Annotated in this window: 19 protein-coding genes; 10 read left to right on the top strand and 9 right to left on the bottom strand. The window is 44.5% G+C overall.

Annotated elements, in window-relative coordinates:
- Positions 1-9: 9 nt before the first annotated feature.
- The 9 genes from flgK to BR06_RS0108255 form a co-directional block, all read right to left on the bottom strand.
- Positions 10-2,148, bottom strand: coding sequence for a flagellar hook-associated protein FlgK (gene flgK, locus BR06_RS0108300; protein WP_031482006.1), 2,139 nt, complete (start codon positions 2,146-2,148; stop codon positions 10-12).
- Complete coding sequence (gene flgN, locus BR06_RS0108295) at positions 2,148-2,627, bottom strand: flagellar export chaperone FlgN (RefSeq protein ID WP_031482005.1); 480 nt, start codon at positions 2,625-2,627, stop codon at positions 2,148-2,150. Before flgN ends, flgK begins: the two co-directional genes overlap by 1 nt.
- Before the next feature lie 77 nt (positions 2,628-2,704).
- On the bottom strand, positions 2,705-3,463 hold the full coding sequence (locus BR06_RS0108290) for a rod-binding protein (RefSeq protein WP_031482004.1): 759 nt from the start codon (positions 3,461-3,463) through the stop codon (positions 2,705-2,707).
- Between the two features lies 1 nt (position 3,464).
- Positions 3,465-4,598 (bottom strand): flagellar basal body P-ring protein FlgI, encoded by a 1,134-nt coding sequence (locus tag BR06_RS0108285; RefSeq protein WP_031482003.1) that lies wholly within the window; start codon positions 4,596-4,598, stop codon positions 3,465-3,467.
- 61 nt (positions 4,599-4,659) lie between these two features.
- Entirely contained in the window at positions 4,660-5,358 is a 699-nt protein-coding gene (locus BR06_RS0108280; protein WP_031482002.1) for a flagellar basal body L-ring protein FlgH, read from the bottom strand.
- A gap of 21 nt (positions 5,359-5,379) precedes the next feature.
- A complete protein-coding gene (flgA, locus tag BR06_RS0108275; RefSeq protein ID WP_031482001.1) occupies positions 5,380-6,387 on the bottom strand; it encodes a flagellar basal body P-ring formation chaperone FlgA in 1,008 nt (335 codons plus the stop codon).
- A 70-nt stretch (positions 6,388-6,457) separates the two neighbouring features.
- Positions 6,458-7,240, bottom strand: coding sequence for a flagellar basal-body rod protein FlgG (gene flgG / locus BR06_RS0108270; protein WP_031482000.1), 783 nt, complete (start codon positions 7,238-7,240; stop codon positions 6,458-6,460).
- Between the two features lie 17 nt (positions 7,241-7,257).
- On the bottom strand, positions 7,258-8,022 hold the full coding sequence (flgF, locus tag BR06_RS0108265) for a flagellar basal-body rod protein FlgF (RefSeq protein ID WP_031481999.1): 765 nt from the start codon (positions 8,020-8,022) through the stop codon (positions 7,258-7,260).
- A 208-nt stretch (positions 8,023-8,230) separates the two neighbouring features.
- Positions 8,231-8,554 (bottom strand): hypothetical protein, encoded by a 324-nt coding sequence (locus BR06_RS0108255; RefSeq protein ID WP_031481998.1) that lies wholly within the window; start codon positions 8,552-8,554, stop codon positions 8,231-8,233.
- A 465-nt stretch (positions 8,555-9,019) separates the two neighbouring features.
- On the opposite strand from BR06_RS0108255, the gene BR06_RS0108250 reads away from it, so the two are divergent.
- The 10 genes from BR06_RS0108250 to pnp all read left to right on the top strand — a co-directional run bounded on the left by BR06_RS0108250 (position 9,020) and on the right by pnp (position 19,694).
- Positions 9,020-9,487, top strand: coding sequence for a ribosome maturation factor RimP (locus tag BR06_RS0108250; protein WP_031481997.1), 468 nt, complete (start codon positions 9,020-9,022; stop codon positions 9,485-9,487).
- Between the two features lie 75 nt (positions 9,488-9,562).
- On the top strand, positions 9,563-11,002 hold the full coding sequence (gene nusA, locus BR06_RS0108245; protein ID WP_031481996.1) for a transcription termination factor NusA: 1,440 nt from the start codon (positions 9,563-9,565) through the stop codon (positions 11,000-11,002).
- Positions 11,003-11,017: 15 nt separating this feature from the next.
- A complete protein-coding gene (locus tag BR06_RS20940; protein ID WP_031481995.1) occupies positions 11,018-11,248 on the top strand; it encodes a YlxR family protein in 231 nt (76 codons plus the stop codon).
- A 6-nt stretch (positions 11,249-11,254) separates the two neighbouring features.
- Complete coding sequence (gene infB, locus BR06_RS0108235) at positions 11,255-14,185, top strand: translation initiation factor IF-2 (RefSeq protein WP_031481994.1); 2,931 nt, start codon at positions 11,255-11,257, stop codon at positions 14,183-14,185.
- Positions 14,186-14,236: 51 nt separating this feature from the next.
- Positions 14,237-14,524, top strand: a complete 288-nt coding sequence (locus BR06_RS0108230) for a DUF503 domain-containing protein (RefSeq protein ID WP_031481993.1) — start codon at positions 14,237-14,239, stop codon at positions 14,522-14,524.
- A gap of 40 nt (positions 14,525-14,564) precedes the next feature.
- Complete coding sequence (gene rbfA, locus BR06_RS0108225; protein ID WP_031481992.1) at positions 14,565-14,918, top strand: 30S ribosome-binding factor RbfA; 354 nt, start codon at positions 14,565-14,567, stop codon at positions 14,916-14,918.
- Positions 14,881-15,849, top strand: coding sequence for a DHH family phosphoesterase (locus tag BR06_RS0108220; RefSeq protein ID WP_031481991.1), 969 nt, complete (start codon positions 14,881-14,883; stop codon positions 15,847-15,849). The genes rbfA and BR06_RS0108220 overlap by 38 nt, the downstream gene beginning before the upstream one ends.
- A gap of 11 nt (positions 15,850-15,860) precedes the next feature.
- Entirely contained in the window at positions 15,861-16,799 is a 939-nt protein-coding gene (truB, locus tag BR06_RS0108215; RefSeq protein ID WP_031481990.1) for a tRNA pseudouridine(55) synthase TruB, read from the top strand.
- A gap of 70 nt (positions 16,800-16,869) precedes the next feature.
- Positions 16,870-17,139: a 30S ribosomal protein S15 gene (rpsO, locus tag BR06_RS0108210; RefSeq protein WP_031481989.1), complete on the top strand. Its 270-nt coding sequence runs from the start codon at positions 16,870-16,872 to the stop codon at positions 17,137-17,139.
- A 350-nt stretch (positions 17,140-17,489) separates the two neighbouring features.
- A complete protein-coding gene (pnp, locus tag BR06_RS0108205; protein ID WP_031481988.1) occupies positions 17,490-19,694 on the top strand; it encodes a polyribonucleotide nucleotidyltransferase in 2,205 nt (734 codons plus the stop codon).
- Positions 19,695-19,866 lie beyond the last annotated feature (172 nt).

The following is a 19,866-nucleotide window of genomic DNA, read 5'->3' as shown; positions in this document are numbered from 1 at the left end:
AACGCCACTTTAATTCTTCAGTCCTAATATGGTCTGAAGCATCTGGTCAGCGGTTGTAATCAGCTTTGCTGCAGCAGTGTATGAATGCTGGAATTTAATAAGGTTACTCATTTCTTCATCAATATTAACACCTGAAACTTCCTGCTGCCTTTGATTGAGGTCAGAAGCCAGCGTTTCCTGAAAATTATAATTAAATTTTGCGTTGCCAGTATCCGCTCCCACTGCGGAGACGGTTGAATCATAATACTCAATCAAAGTCTGAGTAGTGGTTCCATCAAATGGAGTTGTAATGGTTACATCTCCCTGAGCCATCTCTTTAATGCTGAGCGCAGAGGTATTATCTCCAGCGTTAGCCTCGCCTGCGCCATTAACATGTCCGGCATTAATATAACTGGCATCACCATTAATTGAGGGATTAAGTGTCAGATCTGCTGCACCATATCCTGCAAAAAAGGTATTCAAACCAAGTCCGGCAAATAACCCCGAAGTGTCAGTTCCCATCTGAAATTCATACCCGTCATTAGCATCAATCTGTATCTTATGATTAATGACTGAGGCATCCACATAGGTACCAAAAGAATCATTAATCGCAGTAACGACATCATTCAGTGAGTGCTGATCAGGATCAAAACTTTCAATCCCGGGAGGAACAATGCTGCTAAAATTAATTGTTCCGTATGATGCACCGGAAGCTAAATCTCCAGTGACTGAATCATAAAAGTACATCATGGAATTCCCAGATTCCAGTCTGTCAGCAAAAGGCAATCCCGAGGAACCGCTTCCAAGAGCAGTATCATCGGTTGAAACCGAATATGTTCCGGCCATTGATGTATGAGCCTTAAGACCTGATCCCTGCGAATGAATTCTATTTGTCTGCCAAGTCATCTCATTGGCCATGGAATCCATGCGGGCCTTATATTCACCAACATGCTGATCTCTAAAAGAAAACAAGCCTGTCAAAGTCCCGCCACTCAGCCTTCTCGAATCATCTTGTCCAGTGAAGGATGTCTGCGGAGTGATATTCTCTTTTGTTGAAGTATTCTTCACCCAGTAGAGCGCGCTCTTCGGAACAATTGTGAATCTATCACCTTTGCTGAAATCATTTACAGGAGAGGTACTTTCATCGCCTGTTTCTCCAAACCATATCTTAAGATCATCCACCTGGATGGCGTTATCTTCACCACGAGCAAGAAATGTCCTTGTGTTACCATCGGAATCCTTAAGCCATGTTGTGCCGCCATCAAGGGATACTCTAAACGAGGCAGCTCCGGCACCGGAACTAACTCCCATGCCATTATCAACAACATCAAGAGTATATTCAAATGCGCTTTCACCTTCGAAATATGCTTTACCGTCAAAATTGGATTCAGGAGTAAGGTTATTCTGGCTGCTAGGGCCATCATAAGAAAGACTAAAAGCCCTATCGCCATCAACAAGAGTCTGACCAGCCTTGGTCAGAATTGTCATATCTCCCTTACCGTTATCAAGGGTAGTGGTATCCATCTTTTCAGTAAGTTCGCGAACTAGACGCGCTCTTTCATCATAAAGAGCATTCGGATTATTCTGACCATCAATCTGTTCAACATTGATACGACCATTGAGGTCAGCAATTCTTTCTATCAAATCATTGGCGACACCAACGTCCTGCCGGATGTAATCCTCAACCTGCAACTGATAACGGTCCAGATTTTCCTGCATACCATTGATACTACTGATCATATTTCTTGAATCATCAAGTAACTGCTGACGCGAAGCTGCGTCATCCGGACGCTGAGAAAGATCCTGCCAATCATTAAAAAATGTAGTCAGGTTGGAGTTAATTCCATAACCGCTTGATTCGTTGAAAAGACTCTCAACGCTACGCAGGTTATTATATAATGTATCCCAGCGTTCGCGGTCAGTTGCCTTATCGTTGTAGCTATTCTCAATAAACTGATCAAAATTTCGGTAAACTTCAGCAGCTCTTACTCCGGTTCCGATCTGACCGGGCATCCCATTAATGCTGATACTTTCTTCAAGGCGCACATTACGACGAGAATACCCTTCAGTGTTAACATTCGCGATGTTATCACCAGTAACTTGAATAGAGGACTGCGAAGCAAATAGTGCTCCGCTTCCCAAGTTAAAAAGGGCATTCACTCCAGACATTACAATCTCCCGTTAATAAGCGTAGCAGGAGGAGCTACATTCTGGTATCTGCCGCGAGCGGAATAAACATTGTGACTCTTAGGGGTTATTTCGCGATGCAGAAAATCGAGCATTGAAGAGGACTGTTCGAGTAAAGCCTGTGCAAGTTGCTGATTCTTAGCAGCTTGAACTGCACAGGTCTGTTCCTGTCCATCCATCTTTAGAAGAAGCTTTTCAAGCCTGACTCTGTGTTCATCAGCAAGAGCCGGCAAAATATCTGTCAATCTTCCAGCAGCAGGGTCAACTTTTTGAACCAAAGCTCTCAGTGACATGCGTTCAGAGGCAATCTGGCGCATAAGATCCTGAATTACCATCTCCACAGAGGTTACTCCTTGTGGATCGTTCTTCATAAGTAAGGAAAATTCTTCCGTAAGAAGCATGGAAAGCAACAATACAGCTTTGGACTGCCTGCTAACATTTTCCTGTATGTACTTAATCATCTCATGCCTCCAGCCTGCTAAATAGCTGTTTTAATTTTACTTGCAATTAATAAATCTTAATCTATAAAAACCTATATTTACATTCCTGCAAGTTTCTTACCAATTACATCAGCAGTAACACCCTGCCCATAAACTTTCTTATCGTGTTCAAGTTCAATGCTTCGGGCTAAATTTTCAATTCTCGCCATAGCTTCTGGTCTGCTAAAAAAGGTTGCTTCCTGCACCGAGCCATTTTCAGCTGCAACTGCAGCCCCTGAATCAGAATTACCATTTTGGCGAGCTACTTTTCTTTCAACTCTTTGACCAAATGAAAAATCTGTATCATCCAGAGCTATTCCCGGCTTTGGAAGAGGTATTCCGGGAAGTCCGTTTAAGCCCACATTTTCATTAGCGGTGATTATGGCTCCTTCCTTTGTTCCCTTGCGACCAACTTCATCAAGAGTCTTAAGACCAGTGGAATTACCTGTTCCGGGCAAAGTTGCCTTGCTTGCACTATCAAGCTTAGATCTCAGCTGCTGGTAAAGCATATCGCCTAATCCGATTCCGCCACCATCAGCTAGCTTCTCGGAAAAATCTTTATCGAACATTGAAGTGTACTGTTCTTCATAATTATTCTTGAGGTAGCCGGACTTCTGAACACCTTTACGCATCTGCTGCCAGATCTTACCCATGAACACAGCTTCGAACTTCTTACATGCACTGCGAAGACCTTCTTCAACATTTTCTCCGCCTGATATTTTATCGTTGAGCGAATTCAGCTTATTCTTGAAGCCTAGAAGCTCTTGACCCTCAGCACTTGCCTGAGCTGTTGCGGAATCCTGTGCTGTGATAATCATGTTATATGACCTCCAATTGTGCGTGCAGTGCTCCGGCAACCTTCATTGTCCTAAGTATGGATATAAGATCGCGTGGTGTTGCGCCGATGGCATTCAACCCATCAACTAGTTCTTGCAAAGTGGCACCTTCAACCAGCATCAACCTATTGTTGTCTTCCTCAACCTGCAGTTCTGTTTCAGGAGTGGCAACAGTCTCCGCTCCGACAGGTGAGAACGGTCCGGGCTGGCTGACGTCTGCCCCTTCAGCTATGACGACCTGCAAGTTTCCGTGAGCAATGGCGACCCTGGTCAAACGTACATTCCGCCCAAGAACAATTGTCCCTGTTTTCTCGTCAACAACAACCTTTGCTTTGACATCAGGGTTGATTTCAAGATTCTCCAGAGAAGCCATGAGAGGAACCATGTTCCCTCGGAAATTATCAGGAATAGCCAGATCTACAGTAGAGGCATCAACTGGGGTGGCATAGTTCCCACCAATTGCGGTATTAACTCTTTTAACTACCTGCATGATGGTCCCGAAATCTGACATACCTAAATTAATGGTAATTTTTCTTTGCTTATTAAATTGAAATGAAACGGACCGTTCAATTGTCGCACCGTTAGGAATGCGACCGACAGTTACAACATTCTTAGATGCGGTTGCAGCTTCTCCTGTGACAGAAAAACCACCGACAGTAAGTGCGCCCTGAGCAAGAGCATAAACATTACCGTCTATACCTTTTAGAGGAGTAAGAAGCAGAACCCCGCCGAACAAACTGCTTGAATCACCGATGGATGAAAGAGTGACATCAAGAGGCGCTCCCGGCTTACCGGAAACAGGCATCTTAGCTGTTACCATTACAGCAGCAACGTTCTTAGGCTTGATAGAGTCACTATCAACTTGAACACCCATTTTTTCGAGCATGTTAATCATGGAAGTAATCGTAAACGCAGAGTTCGTTCCATCACCGGTTCCCGAAAGACCGACAACAAGACCGTACCCGACCAGAGCATTGTCACGCACACCACTGAAGGATGCTATATCCTTAAGTCTTACAGCTTCTGCTGATTGTGCATGCATGAATATGACGAACAAAAGTAGTACTGCTGCCATTAACCCTGCTGGCATGCCGTTCGTCCTATTAACGCGTTTCATCTTATCCTCCGGTTTTATCAACTGTGACTCGAAATGTTAAATTCTGTAGCAAATGAAATGATTAGAAAGGCCATACGTTATCAAGAATTCTTGAAAGCCATCCCGGTCTCTGCTTGTCTGCAAGAATGCCGCGTCCGTAAACTTCAATCTGAGCATCGGCAAGATAGCTAGACTGAACAGTATTAGTCGGCCCAATATCTCTCTGCCTAACAAGACCGCGTACAACCAGAACCTGAGTTTCATCATTGATTCTAACCTGCCTGGCCCCTTCAACCTGCATTACATTTCCTGGAAGAATTCTTACAACCCTGCAAGCTACCGAAGCTGTGAGAGTTGATTCATTCTTAGTTTCACCAGTACTCTTGAACTTGTTAGAAGTATCAGAGCCTATCAGTGGAGTATCTCCAGCATTACTTTTGAGATCAAATGGATCAACTGCACCCAGTACGCCTCCATAAAAATTTGATACGCTCATACCCGTTACATTTTCACGTTCGGCTTTAGAATTCGAAGTGTGCTTCCCCTTAGTGGTTTCAGTAACGGTCACAACTACGATATCGCCGATTCTGCGGGCTCTGTTATCATCAAAAAGATAGTCAGATCCGGCAGGAAGAAAAAGAGAGCCCGGATTACTGAGAGCTTCCGGTTCATATGAAACAGGAGGCGTCATAACCGGCATGGGTGTTGGAGTCTGCGTGGCAGGAGTGCATCCGGCACCTAAGAGCATTAATAGTGATACTGCCAATACTGATTTTTTCATTATTCCATCCTCCACTTGTACTTACCTAACTGAAACAGTCTGAGCATTGACAACTTTGCCAACGACTTTTCTCTTACTTTGCAAATTGCGGACCGTTATACTTTGTCCGACCCCCGCATCCTCTAAAGCCTCTACAGGAACGGTCAGTCTAATATGCTTTCCCTTGAAAACCAGAGAGACTCTATCTCCCTTCGAAATAACCGGTGCAGGCTCTATGGAAGACTTCATTATGGGCTGACCTGTTCCAACTGGAATTTTGATTCTCCAAGGTCCGCCTTTACCATCCCATGCTCTGTTACCCATGTGAGCCATATTTTTATTTTTCCAAGTAATCAGGTCTGGTGTGATAACTTCCTTACGGTTCAGAGGGCGAACCGGACAAGGAACAGGCTTCCAGAGATCTACAAAAACTCCGCCTGAAATAGCCCTTAAAACCCGCCCATCAACGCTCACTATTTCCATCTTGAAAGAATTATTACCGGGAACTATTGTACGTGTAATTTTAATCTTCAGACTATCCATTGAATCTGCGTAAAAGAGATGGTCCGGCAATTTAAAATTTCTAAACTTATAATCTCCCCCCATTGCTACAGCGTGTGGAGTCAAAACCTTGACAACAACCCTTTTGAGCTGTTCTTCGTTCATAACCCTTCCGCCAGACTGAACAGTCAAAGTGGGGGGAAGCACGCAATGGGAAATCATATCACCTAGGTAATGCTTCAGAATAACCTTAAGCTTTTTGCTATTCACCCTTACAGGCTTACGCCCGGCAGCAGGAGCATTCCACAATTCTACATCTGAAAGATCTCGCTTGGTGTTTGCGGCTAAATCACCATAAAACTCTGCGATATCACCAAGTAAAACTCTAGGACCATCAACCGTAGCAGCAGATTTAATAACAATGCGCCAATCGGAATTCTGCTTAGTTGCAGCATCAGCGGAAACTACGACGAGAGCAGTTATAGCTGCAATCACCAAAATCATAACCGACACCCTGCACAGGTTTATATATCTTTCTGCTAAGGTCATGAGAGTCACCTCTTTCCATGTTTGCGAAGCCGGTAATACCGCTAGCTTGCGATATTACCCAACGCCCGGATTATCGTTTGGTGTTGATAGCTGTCTGAAGCATAGAATCAGATGTCGTGATTGCTTTTGAGTTAGTCTCATAAGCTCTCTGACCGACAATAAGTCCTACCATTTCATCAACAAGCTCTACGTTAGAACCTTCTAGATATCCCTGAGCGATGGTACCGAATTGATCATCTCCAGGGGTTCCCTCAACAGGCGTGCCCGAAGCTTCTGTCTCTACGTAAAGATTTTTACCAAGAGCATTGAGCCCTGCTTTATTAATGAACTCATAGATTGGAATATCTACGGAGGACAATTCAACACCATTTTCATCAAGAGCGGCCATATGTCCTGTTTCAGAAACAACGACATTTACAGCTTCCGAAGGAACAATAAATTCAGGCTGTAAGGTATAGCCGTTAGAGGTCACAACGCGGCCTTCATTGTCTAAGTTAAAAGCACCGGACCGAGTATAAGCATCATCCCCGTTGTGATCAATTTTGAAAAAGCCATTCCCTTCAATCGCAAGGTCAAGAGGGTTACCAGTGCTTTCAAAAGATCCCTGAGTAAAGAACTTATGGATACTAACCTGCTTAACACCCATACCAACTTGGAGACCGGTAGGGAGTCTGTTTCCACCCTTTGTCTGGGTACCTGCAATCTGCATGGTCTGGTACATAAGATCTTCAAATTCAACTCTACTTTTCTTGAAACCCTGCGTATTTACGTTGGCAAGGTTATTCGAAAGAACATCGATGTGAGCCTGCTGAGCAACCATTCCTGTTGCGGCAGTCCATAGTGAACGCATCATAATCTCATCCCCCTTTGTTACGTTGTCTGGCCGACCTTCTGAATGACCTTAGTATCCAGGTCGTCAGTGCTGGTAATCATTTTTTGATACATTTCAAAGCTGCGCTGGCTTTCAATCATTGCAACCATTTCATTAATAACTTCAACATTGGATTTTTCAATATACCCTTGAAGAATGTCCCCGGTTCCAGGAACGACTTCACCTTCTATCGAATATAAATTTTCACCCTCTTTTTTGACAGTACGAGGATCAACAGCCTGTACATAGTCGAGCTGGGCAAGCTCCTGATCATTAGCGCGAATAAATCCGCCTTCATCAATAGTAACTTCGGCCCGTGGAGGAATTAAAACTGGTCCCCCAGCTGCCAACACAGGATAGCCCTGCTCGGTAATCAGATTTCCCTCAGGAGAAAGGGTAAATACTCCATTTCGAGTATAAAACTCTCCGCCATCCTTTTGGACCTTGAAGAAGCCGTCTCCTCGGATAGCTACATCCAGTGAGTTATCGGTTTTCTGGAGTGACCCCTGAGCCATATCGATAACTTCTTCAGATAGCCTAGGACGCGCCATAAGCCTTGGCTTTGGGAACATGTTTTTGTCCCGAATAAAAGGCTTTGCATCCACAACGTAGTCATGTGCGAATTTAACAAAGGTATCTTCGAACGCACATGTGTCACGTTTAAAGCCTGTGGTATTAACGTTAGCCAAATTATTGGCGCTAATACTAACCCTGTGTTCATTGGACATGGCCCCGAAAAGAGCACTGTATATACTGGTTTGCATCTATTTTCTCCTAAAAAAGGCTATTGCTTGAAACTCTAGTTGCAAACAACAGGCCAATTCATAAATAAAAGAAAACGATGTAAATGAGAGCATGATTAAGGATGGAGGATAAGCTGGAAGGAAAACAGGTGATCCAACAGGAGAACAAAAAAATCCCGACTAAGCTGATGCTTAATCGGGATAATTAAAAGCTATATGAAAGAAGAAACTATGCAGTATAATGAATAACAACTCCAGAGGACGCTTCGGGATAAGTGCCCTGAGTTGCGTCAACCGAAATCCCACCAACCGAAGGAAGAGGCTGAATACCCTGAGTGGCATCTACCGAAATAATACTACCTGTGACGTTGTCAGAAACAAACCCCATAGTGGCTTCGACACTTCTAGTTCCTTGTGTGGCAGGTGAAATTTCTACATGCCCTGCTGGCCCGGGTTCGAAATGACCGGAATCTCCAGCACGAATATGCCCGGGAGGTCCTGCGACAATGTGCCCGGGAGGCCCTGCTACAATATTATCTGTAAGTATTGGCATAATACACTCGCTCAATTTATTTGTTATCTATGTATAAAATAACACATGATCAGAACAAGTCAAATAAAGCATAAAAAAGTTAAAAAAAGTTGATAAAGGGGATCATTTTCCCATTCAGAATACCATTTGCAGACCCCCTATCTTATATGATAATAATGTCATACGAAAAAGCGGTTTTTCCACCACGCATCCCCTTCACTCTTAGAGCCTTAAGGATTAAAAAAAATCACAAGGCTTGACATTGCAAAATGATGCGCCTAAGTTGCTGTCCTCGGTGCGAATGTATTTTAGTGTTTATTTTTTAGGTGCGGACTTAGGCTTTGTTGGCCTTAACTCACATCTTAACTGTCGCATCGGGCCTCAAACTGTGACCTTTTGTAGGGTTGTAAGATGCTGAGGTGGGCCTTTTTCAGGTCCACTTTTTTTTATTTTGGTCGCCATGCGACAAGAAAAACGGGGAATATCGTGGATCAAGGCTCATTAGCCAAAAAAATAAGTGAATTCGTGGAACCGGCAATCGAGTCCATGGGTCTTTCACTTTGGGGCGTTGAAGTAACTTCATCAAATCGCCCTGTAGTTATCCTTTATATAGATAGCGAAACTGGGGTCAGCATTGATCAATGCTCTAAGGTTAGCAAGGACGTCGGACTTATGCTTGAAGTCGAAGAAGTAATCGACAATGCATATGTTCTTGAAGTGTCCTCCCCCGGTTTAGAACGCAAATTTTTCAAACCTGAACAGGTTACAGCAAAGATCGGTAAAAAGATCGAAGTTGTACTCACAATACCCTTGGTGGACCGTAGAAAATTCCGCGGAATCGTAACCGAAACCGACGAAGACGGCCTCACACTTCAGCTTGAAGATCAGGAAGATCCAATAAAGTTGGAATGGGACAGAATTAGAAAAGCAAAACTCATTCACGAGTTTAAATAATAATAATCAGGAATTTATCTGGCTTGTCGGTACACATTTTGTGCATTGAACAAAGTACCGGAGCGGAGGAGCGATATGGGTTCTGAACTCAAGAAAGCGATTGACCAGATCAGCAAAGACCGTGGAATCGATAGAGATCTACTAGTAGATACTCTCGAAGAAGCAGTCCGTTCTTCTGTAGCACGCAAATACGGCGATGCTATGGATATTGAAGTCAATTACAATGAAGAAGTTGGTGAGATTGAAGTATACCAGTTTAAAGTGGTAGCTGCAGAAGTCACTGACGAAATCAGCGAAATTGTACTTGAAGAAGCGAAAGAGCATGATCCTAACGTTCAGGTCGATGACGAAATGGGCTTTAAGCTCAAAATCGAAGACCTCGGAAGAATCGCTGCACAATCCGCAAAACAGGTAATCATTCAGCGTATGCGTGATGCAGAGCAGGAAATTATCTACGATGAATACAAGAGCCGCACTAACGAAATCGTTAGCGGTATTATTCAGCGCAGAGACCGTTCTGGCTGGATTATAAATCTTGGAAGAACTGAAGCTGTTCTGCCTAAAAGTGAGCAGATTCCTCGCGAAAGATACAAACGCGGAGATAGAGTTCAGGCTTTCCTAATTGATGTTCAGAAAGAAGCTCGCGGGCCACAGATTACTGTCTCCCGTTCACACCCTGATTACATGACAGCACTTTTCAAAAGAGAAGTACCGGAAGTTGACGATGCAACAGTAAAAATCATGGGCGTTGCTCGTGATCCGGGCCTTCGTGCCAAGGTTGCCGTAAACTCACTGGACAGAGATGTTGATCCAGTCGGAGCATGTGTAGGTATTCGTGGTTCCCGTATCCAGAACATTGTTCAGGAACTTCGCGGAGAAAGAATCGATATCGTTGTTTGGAGCCAAGACATTGCTGTCTACGCTCAGAACGCACTTTCCCCTGCTGTCATCGCAAGAATCGCAGTTGATGACGAAGAGAAGATTCTTGAAGTTGTAGTTCCAGACGATCAGCTTACTGTAGCTATTGGCCGCAAAGGGCAGAATGTTAAACTGGCTTCGAGACTGCTTGGTTGGAAAATAGATATCTTCACAGAGAGCCGCTACGGTGAAATGAACGCAGCAAGCAAAGGCATGGACCAGCTTGCAAGTGTTGCTGAAATAAACCTTGATAACTTTTTTGCTGCCGGCTTCGAAACTGTTAACCAGATTGCCCGTGCTTCTGAAGAAATACTCATGGTCATTGAAGACATGACTCCTTCAAAAGTGTCCGATATCAAATCAGCTATTAAGCTTCTTGGTATGGGTGACGATGACGCGGACTACTTGGATGACATGGAAGTAGCGGAGGCACCAGTTGAAGATACTTCAGGAGATGAAGAAACTCTTGAAGTGGAAGAAACAGAAGCTGAAGTAGACGTTGAGGATGAAGCTGAAGTAGGCGTTGAGGCTGAAGCTGAAGAAAACAACTCCGAAGAAGATCAAGCTTCGGAAACAGATACAAGAATAAGTGAGTAATTGTCTTTGACCGGAATGGATAGCACTGACAAGGATTATCCTGTCAGATCGTGCGTGATTTGCAGGCAGCGATTTGCCAAAAAAGACCTATCCAGGTTTGTTATCGGCAAGGAAACTTCCGATGACAAATTAATTTCGGACAGCAAAAAGATAATGCCAGGACGCGGATACTATGTCTGCGGAAGCGATAAATGTCAGGACAAATTTAATTTTTTTAAGCCGCGCAAGAAGAAATTTAGGGGGTAGTGATATATGACTGCAAAGATAAAAGTTAAGGAATTGGCCGCCGAACTAGGCGTCAATCCCAAAGATATTCTTCAAAAGTTGCGAGACTTAGGAGTACAGGCCAAAAGCACTGTAGCTGACATCGATGAAGACTCAGCCAAGGCTGTTCGCAAAGAACTTTCAGGAGCATCTGCAAAGGTAACTCAGAGAGAAGTTCAGCCCGGTGTTATTGTGCGTCGCCGTAAAGGCGCTCCTGCTCAAGCAAACGCTGATACTCCAGAAGCTGAGAAGCCAAAGGAGAAGGACTCTGACGCTACCGAAGAGGTAGCTAAAGAAACTCCTGCAAAGAAGCCTGCTAAAAAAGCTGCGGAAAAGAAAGCTGCTGATGGATCTAAAGTAGAAGAGAAAGCTCCTGCTAAAAAGAAGAAGCCTAAAAAGAAGGCTCCTGCTAAAGCTGAAGTGCCTCTTGCAAAAGTTATCAAGCCAGAAGATCTTGAAGCTAAAAAGCAAGAAGAAGCTCCTGCTAAAGAAGTAACTACTCCGGTTGAGAAAGCGGAAACACCCCCATCTGCAGAACCAGCCAAAGAAAAAGCTCCGAAAAAAGAAGCTGCAAAGAAGCCTGCTGCAGATAAAGGCAAGCCTTCTAAAGATACAGCCGACAAAAAAGAAACTAAGCCTAAAGACGCTGAGCCTAAAAAGAAAAAGCGTAAAAAGAAGAAAGAAATCGAGCCGCCTAAAGTTAAAGTTATTTCAAGGCCCGATCCAAATCTTCAGGCGGCACAGCGTGCTGCTGAAGGCCCTTCAGGCGGAAGAAGACCATCTCCCGGCGCAAGGCCTAGCGGCCCTGGTGGAAGACCTGGTGGTCCTGGTGGAAGACCTGGCGGACCTGGCGGAAGACCTAGCGGTCCCGGCGGAAGACCTGGTGGACCTGGCGGAAGACCTAGTGGACCCGGCGGACCTGGTGCAAGACCTGCTCCTGCAGGAAGACCAGTTCCAGGAGCTCCTCAGCCTGGTGCAGACGACGGCCAGAGTAAGAAAAAGAAATTTAAGAAAGATAAGCGCGTCGTTGAGTTTGGTAAAGACCATAAGAAGACCGGTCAAGAACGCGATATGGAAAGCAAGTTTCGCCGTAAGAAAAAGGGCAAAAAGGGTAAACGTCAGGAACAAGAGCCTGTCGTCCAGAAGCCGCTTAAGGCAGCGAAGCGTAAAGTTAAATTCAACGAAGCAATCAGATTGGCCGATATGGCTCATCAGATGGGACTTAAAGCGCAAGAACTTATCAAAACGCTCTTCGGTCTCGGAGTCATGGCTACAATCAACCAGTCACTTGACCTTGATACAGCCACTTTGCTTGCAGCTGAATTTGAATACGGAATTGAGAATGTATCCTTCTCCGAAGAAGAATTGCTCGTTCCAGCTACTGAAAAAGATGATGAAAAATCACTTAAGGCTCGTCCTCCCATTGTTACAATTATGGGACATGTTGACCACGGTAAAACATCACTGCTTGACGCCATCCGTCACAGTACCGTTACCGATGGAGAAGCTGGCGGCATAACACAGCATATTGGTGCTTACCACGTAACCACCGCTCGCGGAGATATCGTATTCCTTGATACTCCAGGGCATGAAGCTTTCACTACAATGAGAGCACGTGGAGCTCAGGTTACTGATATCGTAATCCTCGTCGTCGCAGCTGATGACGGAGTTATGGACCAGACCCGTGAAGCAATAAGCCATTCTAAGGCTGCCGGAGTTCCCATTGTTGTTGCAGTCAACAAAATGGATAAGGAAGGCGCTAACCCAGAAAAAGTCCAGCGTGAACTTGCTGACTACGACCTCGTACCAGAGGACTGGGGCGGAGATACAATGTTCGTTCCTGTATCAGCTAAACAGCGTACAGGTCTCGATCACTTGCTAGAAATAGTTCAGCTTCAGGCTGAAGTCCTTGAGCTTAAAGCTAACCCTGACAAAGCCGCTCGCGGTAACGTTGTTGAAGCGAAGCTTGATAAGGGACGTGGTCCTCTAGCTACTATCCTGATTCAAGAAGGAACCATCAATCAGGGTGATCCTTTTGTTTGTGGCCTATACCACGGACGAGTCAGAGCAATGTTTAATGATCGCGGTCAAAACATTAAGACAGCAGGTCCTGCTTTCCCTGTTGAAATTCAGGGATTTGACGGAATACCACAAGCAGGTGATGAATTCATCTGTGTCTCTGACGATAAAAATGCTCGTAAGATTGCTCAGGAACGTAAGCTGAAACATCGCGAACGTGAACTGGCTGGCAAGTCTAAAGTGACTCTTGAGTCATTCCTTGCTTCCAAACCTGATCAGAAAGTGCAGAACCTCAACGTTGTCCTCAAAGCTGACGTTCAGGGTTCACTTGAAGCAATCGCTGAAGCTCTCGCAAAACTTGCTACTGACGAAATTAAAGTTGACGTCATTCACGGCGGTGCAGGTGCAATCACAGAATCAGACATTCTGCTAGCATCAGCAAGTCAGGCTATCATCATTGGTTTTAACGTAAGACCTACTGTTAAAATTAAAGAAGTGGCTGAACGTGAACAGGTAGAAATTCGTTTCTACGACATCATCTACAAGCTCGTTAGCGAAATTAAAGATGCGATGGCTGGTATGCTCTCTCCTGATATTAAGGAAGTATACCTCGGTCAGGCAGAAGTTCAGCAGACCTTCTCTGTACCGAAAATCGGAACAGTTGCAGGTGTTAAGGTTGTAGACGGTAAGCTCACAAGGCATGCTAAAGTTAGACTGCTTCGTGAAGGAGTCGTAATCTACACAGGAACCTTGACCTCACTGAAACGATTCAAAGATGACGCCAAAGAAGTTGCCAAAGGGTACGAATGTGGTGTTGGACTTGAAAGATACAACGACATCAAAGAGGGCGACGCAATTGAAGCCTTCGAAGAAATTGAAGTCGCAAGAACTCTCGAATAGCAATTATAAGGGGCGGCAAATGCCGCCCCTTTTTTAACTTTCAAGCACAAAATGATAATCGGCGTACTTTCACTTGAATTCAGACTTCACGGTAACAATTCTCTTAAAGGCAAACGAAAGATCTCACTTAGCCTGAAACAAAAATTGCGCAATAAATTTAATGTCTCCGTATCAGAAATAGAAGCGCAAGACTCCCACGAAAAACTAGTTCTAGCTGTAGTGACAGTCGCGAACGAAACACGTAAAGTTGAAAGCAGATTATCAAAAGCTCTTGCGATGGTTGAAGCCATTTCACCAGCAGAATTGATAAATTGCGAAACAGAAATTTTTAGTTCCTGATCGTTTCGGTCAGGATAATTTTTTTTAAAGGTACATAGATATGAAAACGTCCACATCACGCCGCTCCATAAAAATGGGTGACATGATTATGCGAGAACTCGCTACAATGCTAATTGAAGATGTTGCTGATCCACGCCTCGAAATGGTTTCAATCAGTGGTGTTAGAATCAACAAAGATCTTAAATACGCAGAAGTTCTTTTCACCCTTTCAGGTGACAAAGAAAAGATCGCCGCCGCTCAGCAAGCTTTACAGAAAGCAGCCGGCTACATGCGCAGCACACTCAGTAAGCGCCTAAGAGTGCGACAGGTTCCGCTACTCACATTCGTTCACGATAATTTTCTCGAGGAGATGGTCTATGGACAATCCATTGAAAGAAATCTGCCAGATTCTTAAGGGTGAAGACGATTTTCTTATCGCTTCTCACTATCACCCTGACGGTGATGCGCTAGGTTCTACAGCCGCCCTCGGATTCATTTTAAAAGCTCTCGGAAAACGCTTTCGTATTTATAATCAAAGCGGCGTTCCTGAAGCTATGAAGTGGTTTACCCTTCCCTCTACTATGCTGACCGAAATCCCTAAGGGGTTCGACGGCTGGTATATTATTCTAGATTGCGGTGACGCAGCACGAATGGGTGAAACTCTCATGAATGCGATGGACCCTGAAAAGTCCATCAATATCGATCACCACATGGGTAACTCTGATTTTGCTACCATCAACTGGGTTGATACAAACCGCCCAGCTGTTGGTGAAATGATTACACTCATTGCCCGTGAACTTAAAATTTCACTTTCCGGTCCAATTGGCGAAGCAATATACCTATCTATCGCAACCGATACAGGCTTCTTCACCTATGGCAACACGAAGCCTGAAACGCTTGAAATTGTGGCTGATATTCTCAGACACGGTTTACAGCTAGATGAGTATGTTCCGAAAATTCGCAATCAATGGTCGATGAAACGTATCAAACTCTGGACCATAGCTCTTTCTAAAATTGAGCTGTTCCATGATGACCAAACAGCAATGATATTCGTCACTCAGGAGATGCTCACCGAAACAGATACCGGTGGCCCTGACTGTGAAGGATTAGTTAATTTTATCAGAAGAATTCGCAATGTTCGCGTTGCAATAGTTGTTCGCGAAGATACCCAGCACAGATTTAAATTCAGCCTGCGTTCATCAGGCCCTGATAATGTGCAGGTCGTAGCGTCCACTTTCGGCGGCGGCGGACACAGAAACGCCAGTGGCGGAATGATCGAAAATACTTCAGAGTATGTACGCAATAGGCTTACTGAAACTCTTTCTGAAAAGCTTTACAATATATAAAGGAACATCCTGTGGGAAGAAAACCTCGCGTAAGCCCTTTTCAAAAACATGGCGTGCTTGTACTGAATAAGCCAACCGGACCAACTTCAGCTGATTGCCTTAACACTATTAAACGTGAATTAAAGCAATCTAAGATTGGACATGCCGGAACATTAGACCCTCTCGCCGAAGGTGTTTTGCTTGTGATGCTTGGCCAGGCAACTAAACTTGGACCATATTTGATGGGACAAGATAAAATTTACTCTGGAAGTCTGATAATCGGAAGAACTACTGATACTTACGACATTCAGGGAGCAGAAACTTCGTCCAGTGATGTTTCAAACATTACAGAAAAGATGGTCGAAAACGAAATTTTAGCATGGAATGACTTGACTAGTCAGGAGGTTCCTGCATATTCGGCAGCTAAGCACAAGGGTAAACCACTCTATGAGCTTGCTCGAAATGGCGAGGAAATTCCTGTCAAAATAAAGAGCATTAAAATTTTTGATGGTAAACCGCTAGAAGTGAGTCTGCCAATGGCCCGTTTTCGAGTAGGGTGCTCTGCCGGCACCTACATTCGCTCCCTCGTCCACAGCTTGGGGATACGGCTCGAATGCGGCGCAGTAATGGAATCGCTTAAGCGTGAAGAAAGCCGACCGTTCACGTTGGCTGAAGCACATGATTTAGATGAGGTTCTTAACGATCCTGACGGTTTTGAGAGTCGTATTATCCCGATTGCGGATGCTCTTCCTCATTGGCCAAAATTCACTGTGGGTGAAAAAATGGCCGCCGATATCAAGAACGGAACAAGAATCCCAGTCGAAAATGTGCCTGGTGCACCTGGTTTAATCGTAATTGAAGGTGATAGAGCTATGTTTCTTGACCCCGAAGGTATTCCGCTTTCATTAGCAGAAGCCAAATACGTTGATAACAACTTGCACTGGACTGTTCTTCGCGGCTTGTGGGGTTGATTCCCTGTGGGATTTAGACTTCTAGCACAAACAAACATTCGTGTTACGGAACGCGAAGGAGGGTACCGCTGTGGTAATGACCGCTGAAGATAAGGCAAAAGTAATTGAGGAATACCAGTTAACACCAGGAGACACAGGTTCTCCAGAAGTACAGGTTGCACTCCTGACAGCTAGAATTTTGTATCTTACAGGCCACTTTAAAGATCACAAAAAAGACTTTCACTCACGCACTGGCCTCCTGAAAATGGTTGGACAGCGCAGAAACATCTTGAAATACCTGAAGTCTAAAGACATTCAGCGTTACCGTGATCTTATCGCAAGACTTGGTCTTCGCAAATAAGCAGTTGTTTAAGGGGAGGAGCGATCCTCCCCTTTCTTTTTTATATGCCCTGAAATTATATTTCCTTAATTCTGTACATTTTATAATGTTCGAATCATACGAAAGTAATTTACAAGGCAAATCAGGCAAACACACTTTTAGTACTTTATTGAGTCCGCAGAAACTCTGTTAAAGGCGCTTAACAAATACTAAAAGATTAACGGTTTCTGGCATCCCCTTATGGATTTTTAGTTGGCTAAGGAAAGGGTTCAGATTTATCTGAAATCTTCCCTGAGCCGGCTAGAAAATTCGGGCTGTTTCGGATTCCGTTTTTCCAAAATTATTTACAACCAAACTCATGAGGAGTTTAAATGTTAGTACCTTTTGAAAAAACCTCAGTAATGGGCCAAGTAGGCACATTAGACATCAAGCTCGAAACAGGCCGTATGGCTAACCAGACCAACGGTACTGTTCTTATTCAGTCCGGTGGAACAGTTGTTCTTGTAACTGCTGTAAGCATGGCAACCAGTGAGCCTAGAGACTTTTTTCCTTTGACTTGTAACTATCAAGAAAGAACTTACGCAGCAGGCCGTATTCCCGGTGGTTACTTCCGCCGCGAAGTAGGTCGTCCTTCTGATCGTGAAACTCTCGTTTCTCGTCTTATGGACCGTCCTATCCGCCCAATGTTCCCTAAATCTTTCACCGACGAAGTACAGGTTATAGCAACTGTCCTTTCCGCTGATAAAGAAACCAATCCTGATGTTTTAGCAATGACCGGAGCTTCTGCAGCACTGCATCTCTCCGACATGCCTTTCAACGGCCCAATCGCCGCTGCAAGAATCGGTATGGTTAACAACGAATTCGTTCTCTACCCTACATATAGTGGAATAACTGACGGCAGCGACCTGAACCTAGTATTCGCAGCAACTCGCGAAGCTGTAATCATGGTTGAAGGTAGCGCTCAGTTCCTTTCTGAAAACACAATCGCTGAAGCACTTGAATGGGGACATGAGAAACTTGCCCCAATGTTCGACCTTCAGGACGCTCTCAGAGAAAAAGTCGGCAGACCAAAAAGAATAATTGCTGATGTTGTAAAAGACGAAGAAGTTATTACTCTTGTCTCTGAAAACTTTGCTGCAGACCTTGACGCAGCCCTGACTATTCCTGAAAAAATGACTCGCAGAGCTGCAAAATCTGAAGTTAAAAAGAACGCAGTTGCACTCATCACCGAAAAATTCCCAGAAGAGCCAAAAAGAGCTAAAGCTGTAAGCGAAGCTATGGGCGCTCTTGAGAAGAAAATCGTTCGTGGACGTATCGTTGAAAAAGGCATCCGCATTGATGGTCGTGATTTGACCACAGTTCGTGACCTTGCCATGGAAGTCGGCACTCTGCCAATGACTCATGGTTCCGGTTTGTTCCGTAGAGGTGAAACTTCTGCTCTTGCAATTTGTACTCTCGGTAGCTCACGCGACGAACAGAGATTTGAAACTTTAATCGGTAACGATACCAAACGTTTCATGCTCCATTACAACTTCCCTCCATATTGTGTTGGTGAAGCTAGATTCCTTCGTGCTCCATCACGCCGCGAAATCGGACATGGAATGCTTGCTGAGCGCGCTCTGACTCCAGTTCTTCCTTCAGCTGAAGACTTCCCGTTCACAATACGAGTAGTTTCCGAAATAATGGATTCTAATGGGTCCTCTTCAATGGCTTCTGTTTGTGGTACTACCATGGCTCTTATGGACGCAGGTGTACCAATCACAGCTCCTGTTGCTGGTATCGCAATGGGTCTTTGTCAGGAAGGCGACGAATTCTACGTATTGACTGACATCCTCGGCGACGAAGATGCACTCGGCGATATGGACTTTAAGGTGGCTGGTAGTGAAGAAGGTATCACTGCAATTCAGATGGATATCAAAATCAGCGGAATCCCTGCTGAAGTTCTTCGTAAAGCACTTGCACAGGCTAAAGACGCTAGAATGCTTATCCTGAACGACATGAAAGAAATCATTGCTGAGCCAAGAAAACAGCTTTCCGTCAATGCTCCTCAGATGCAAGTTGTTAACATCAACCCTGAGAAGATCAGAGACCTGATCGGACCTGGCGGTAAAAATATCAAGGCGATCACTGCTGAAACTGCAGCGGACATCGACATCGAAGATTCCGGTAAAGTTTCCATTTTCGCACCGACACTCGAGTCTCTTACTAAGACTGTACAGATGGTTGAATACTATGACCAAACTGCAGAACTCGGTAAGAACTACGTAGGAACAGTTAAAAAGATCCTCGAAATCGGCGCAATCGTTGAGATTCTACCTGGCCTCGAAGGACTTCTTCACGTTTCCCAGATTGACGTTGAACGCATTGAAAACGTAACAGACGTTATCCAGCTCGGTCAGGAAGTAACTGTTAAGGTTGTTGAAGTTCAGCCTAACGGACGCATCAGACTTTCCCGTAAAGCATGGCTCATGGAGCAGGCTGGACAGGAAGTAGACCTTGATAGATTCAAAATGCCTAGCGGCGGACGCCCTCCAAGAGGCGGACCTCGTGACGGTGGTCGCGGTGGACGTAGATAAGTTTAATTACTTATAGATAATTTAAAAGGCTCTGAAATATACATTGTATATTTCAGAGCCTTTTTTTAAGTCTTAAATAAAACTTCTTAACTATAAAATATAAACAACTAAAAAGTTTTAGCAGCCTATCCTCAGCTCTTAGAAGAGTGGCCCTTAGCGGATCTAAGGATGC

The organism is Maridesulfovibrio frigidus DSM 17176 (genome assembly GCF_000711735.1).
GTDB classification, from domain to species: Bacteria; Desulfobacterota; Desulfovibrionia; order Desulfovibrionales; family Desulfovibrionaceae; genus Maridesulfovibrio; species Maridesulfovibrio frigidus.
This window is presented reverse-complemented; position numbering and strand designations above follow the sequence as displayed.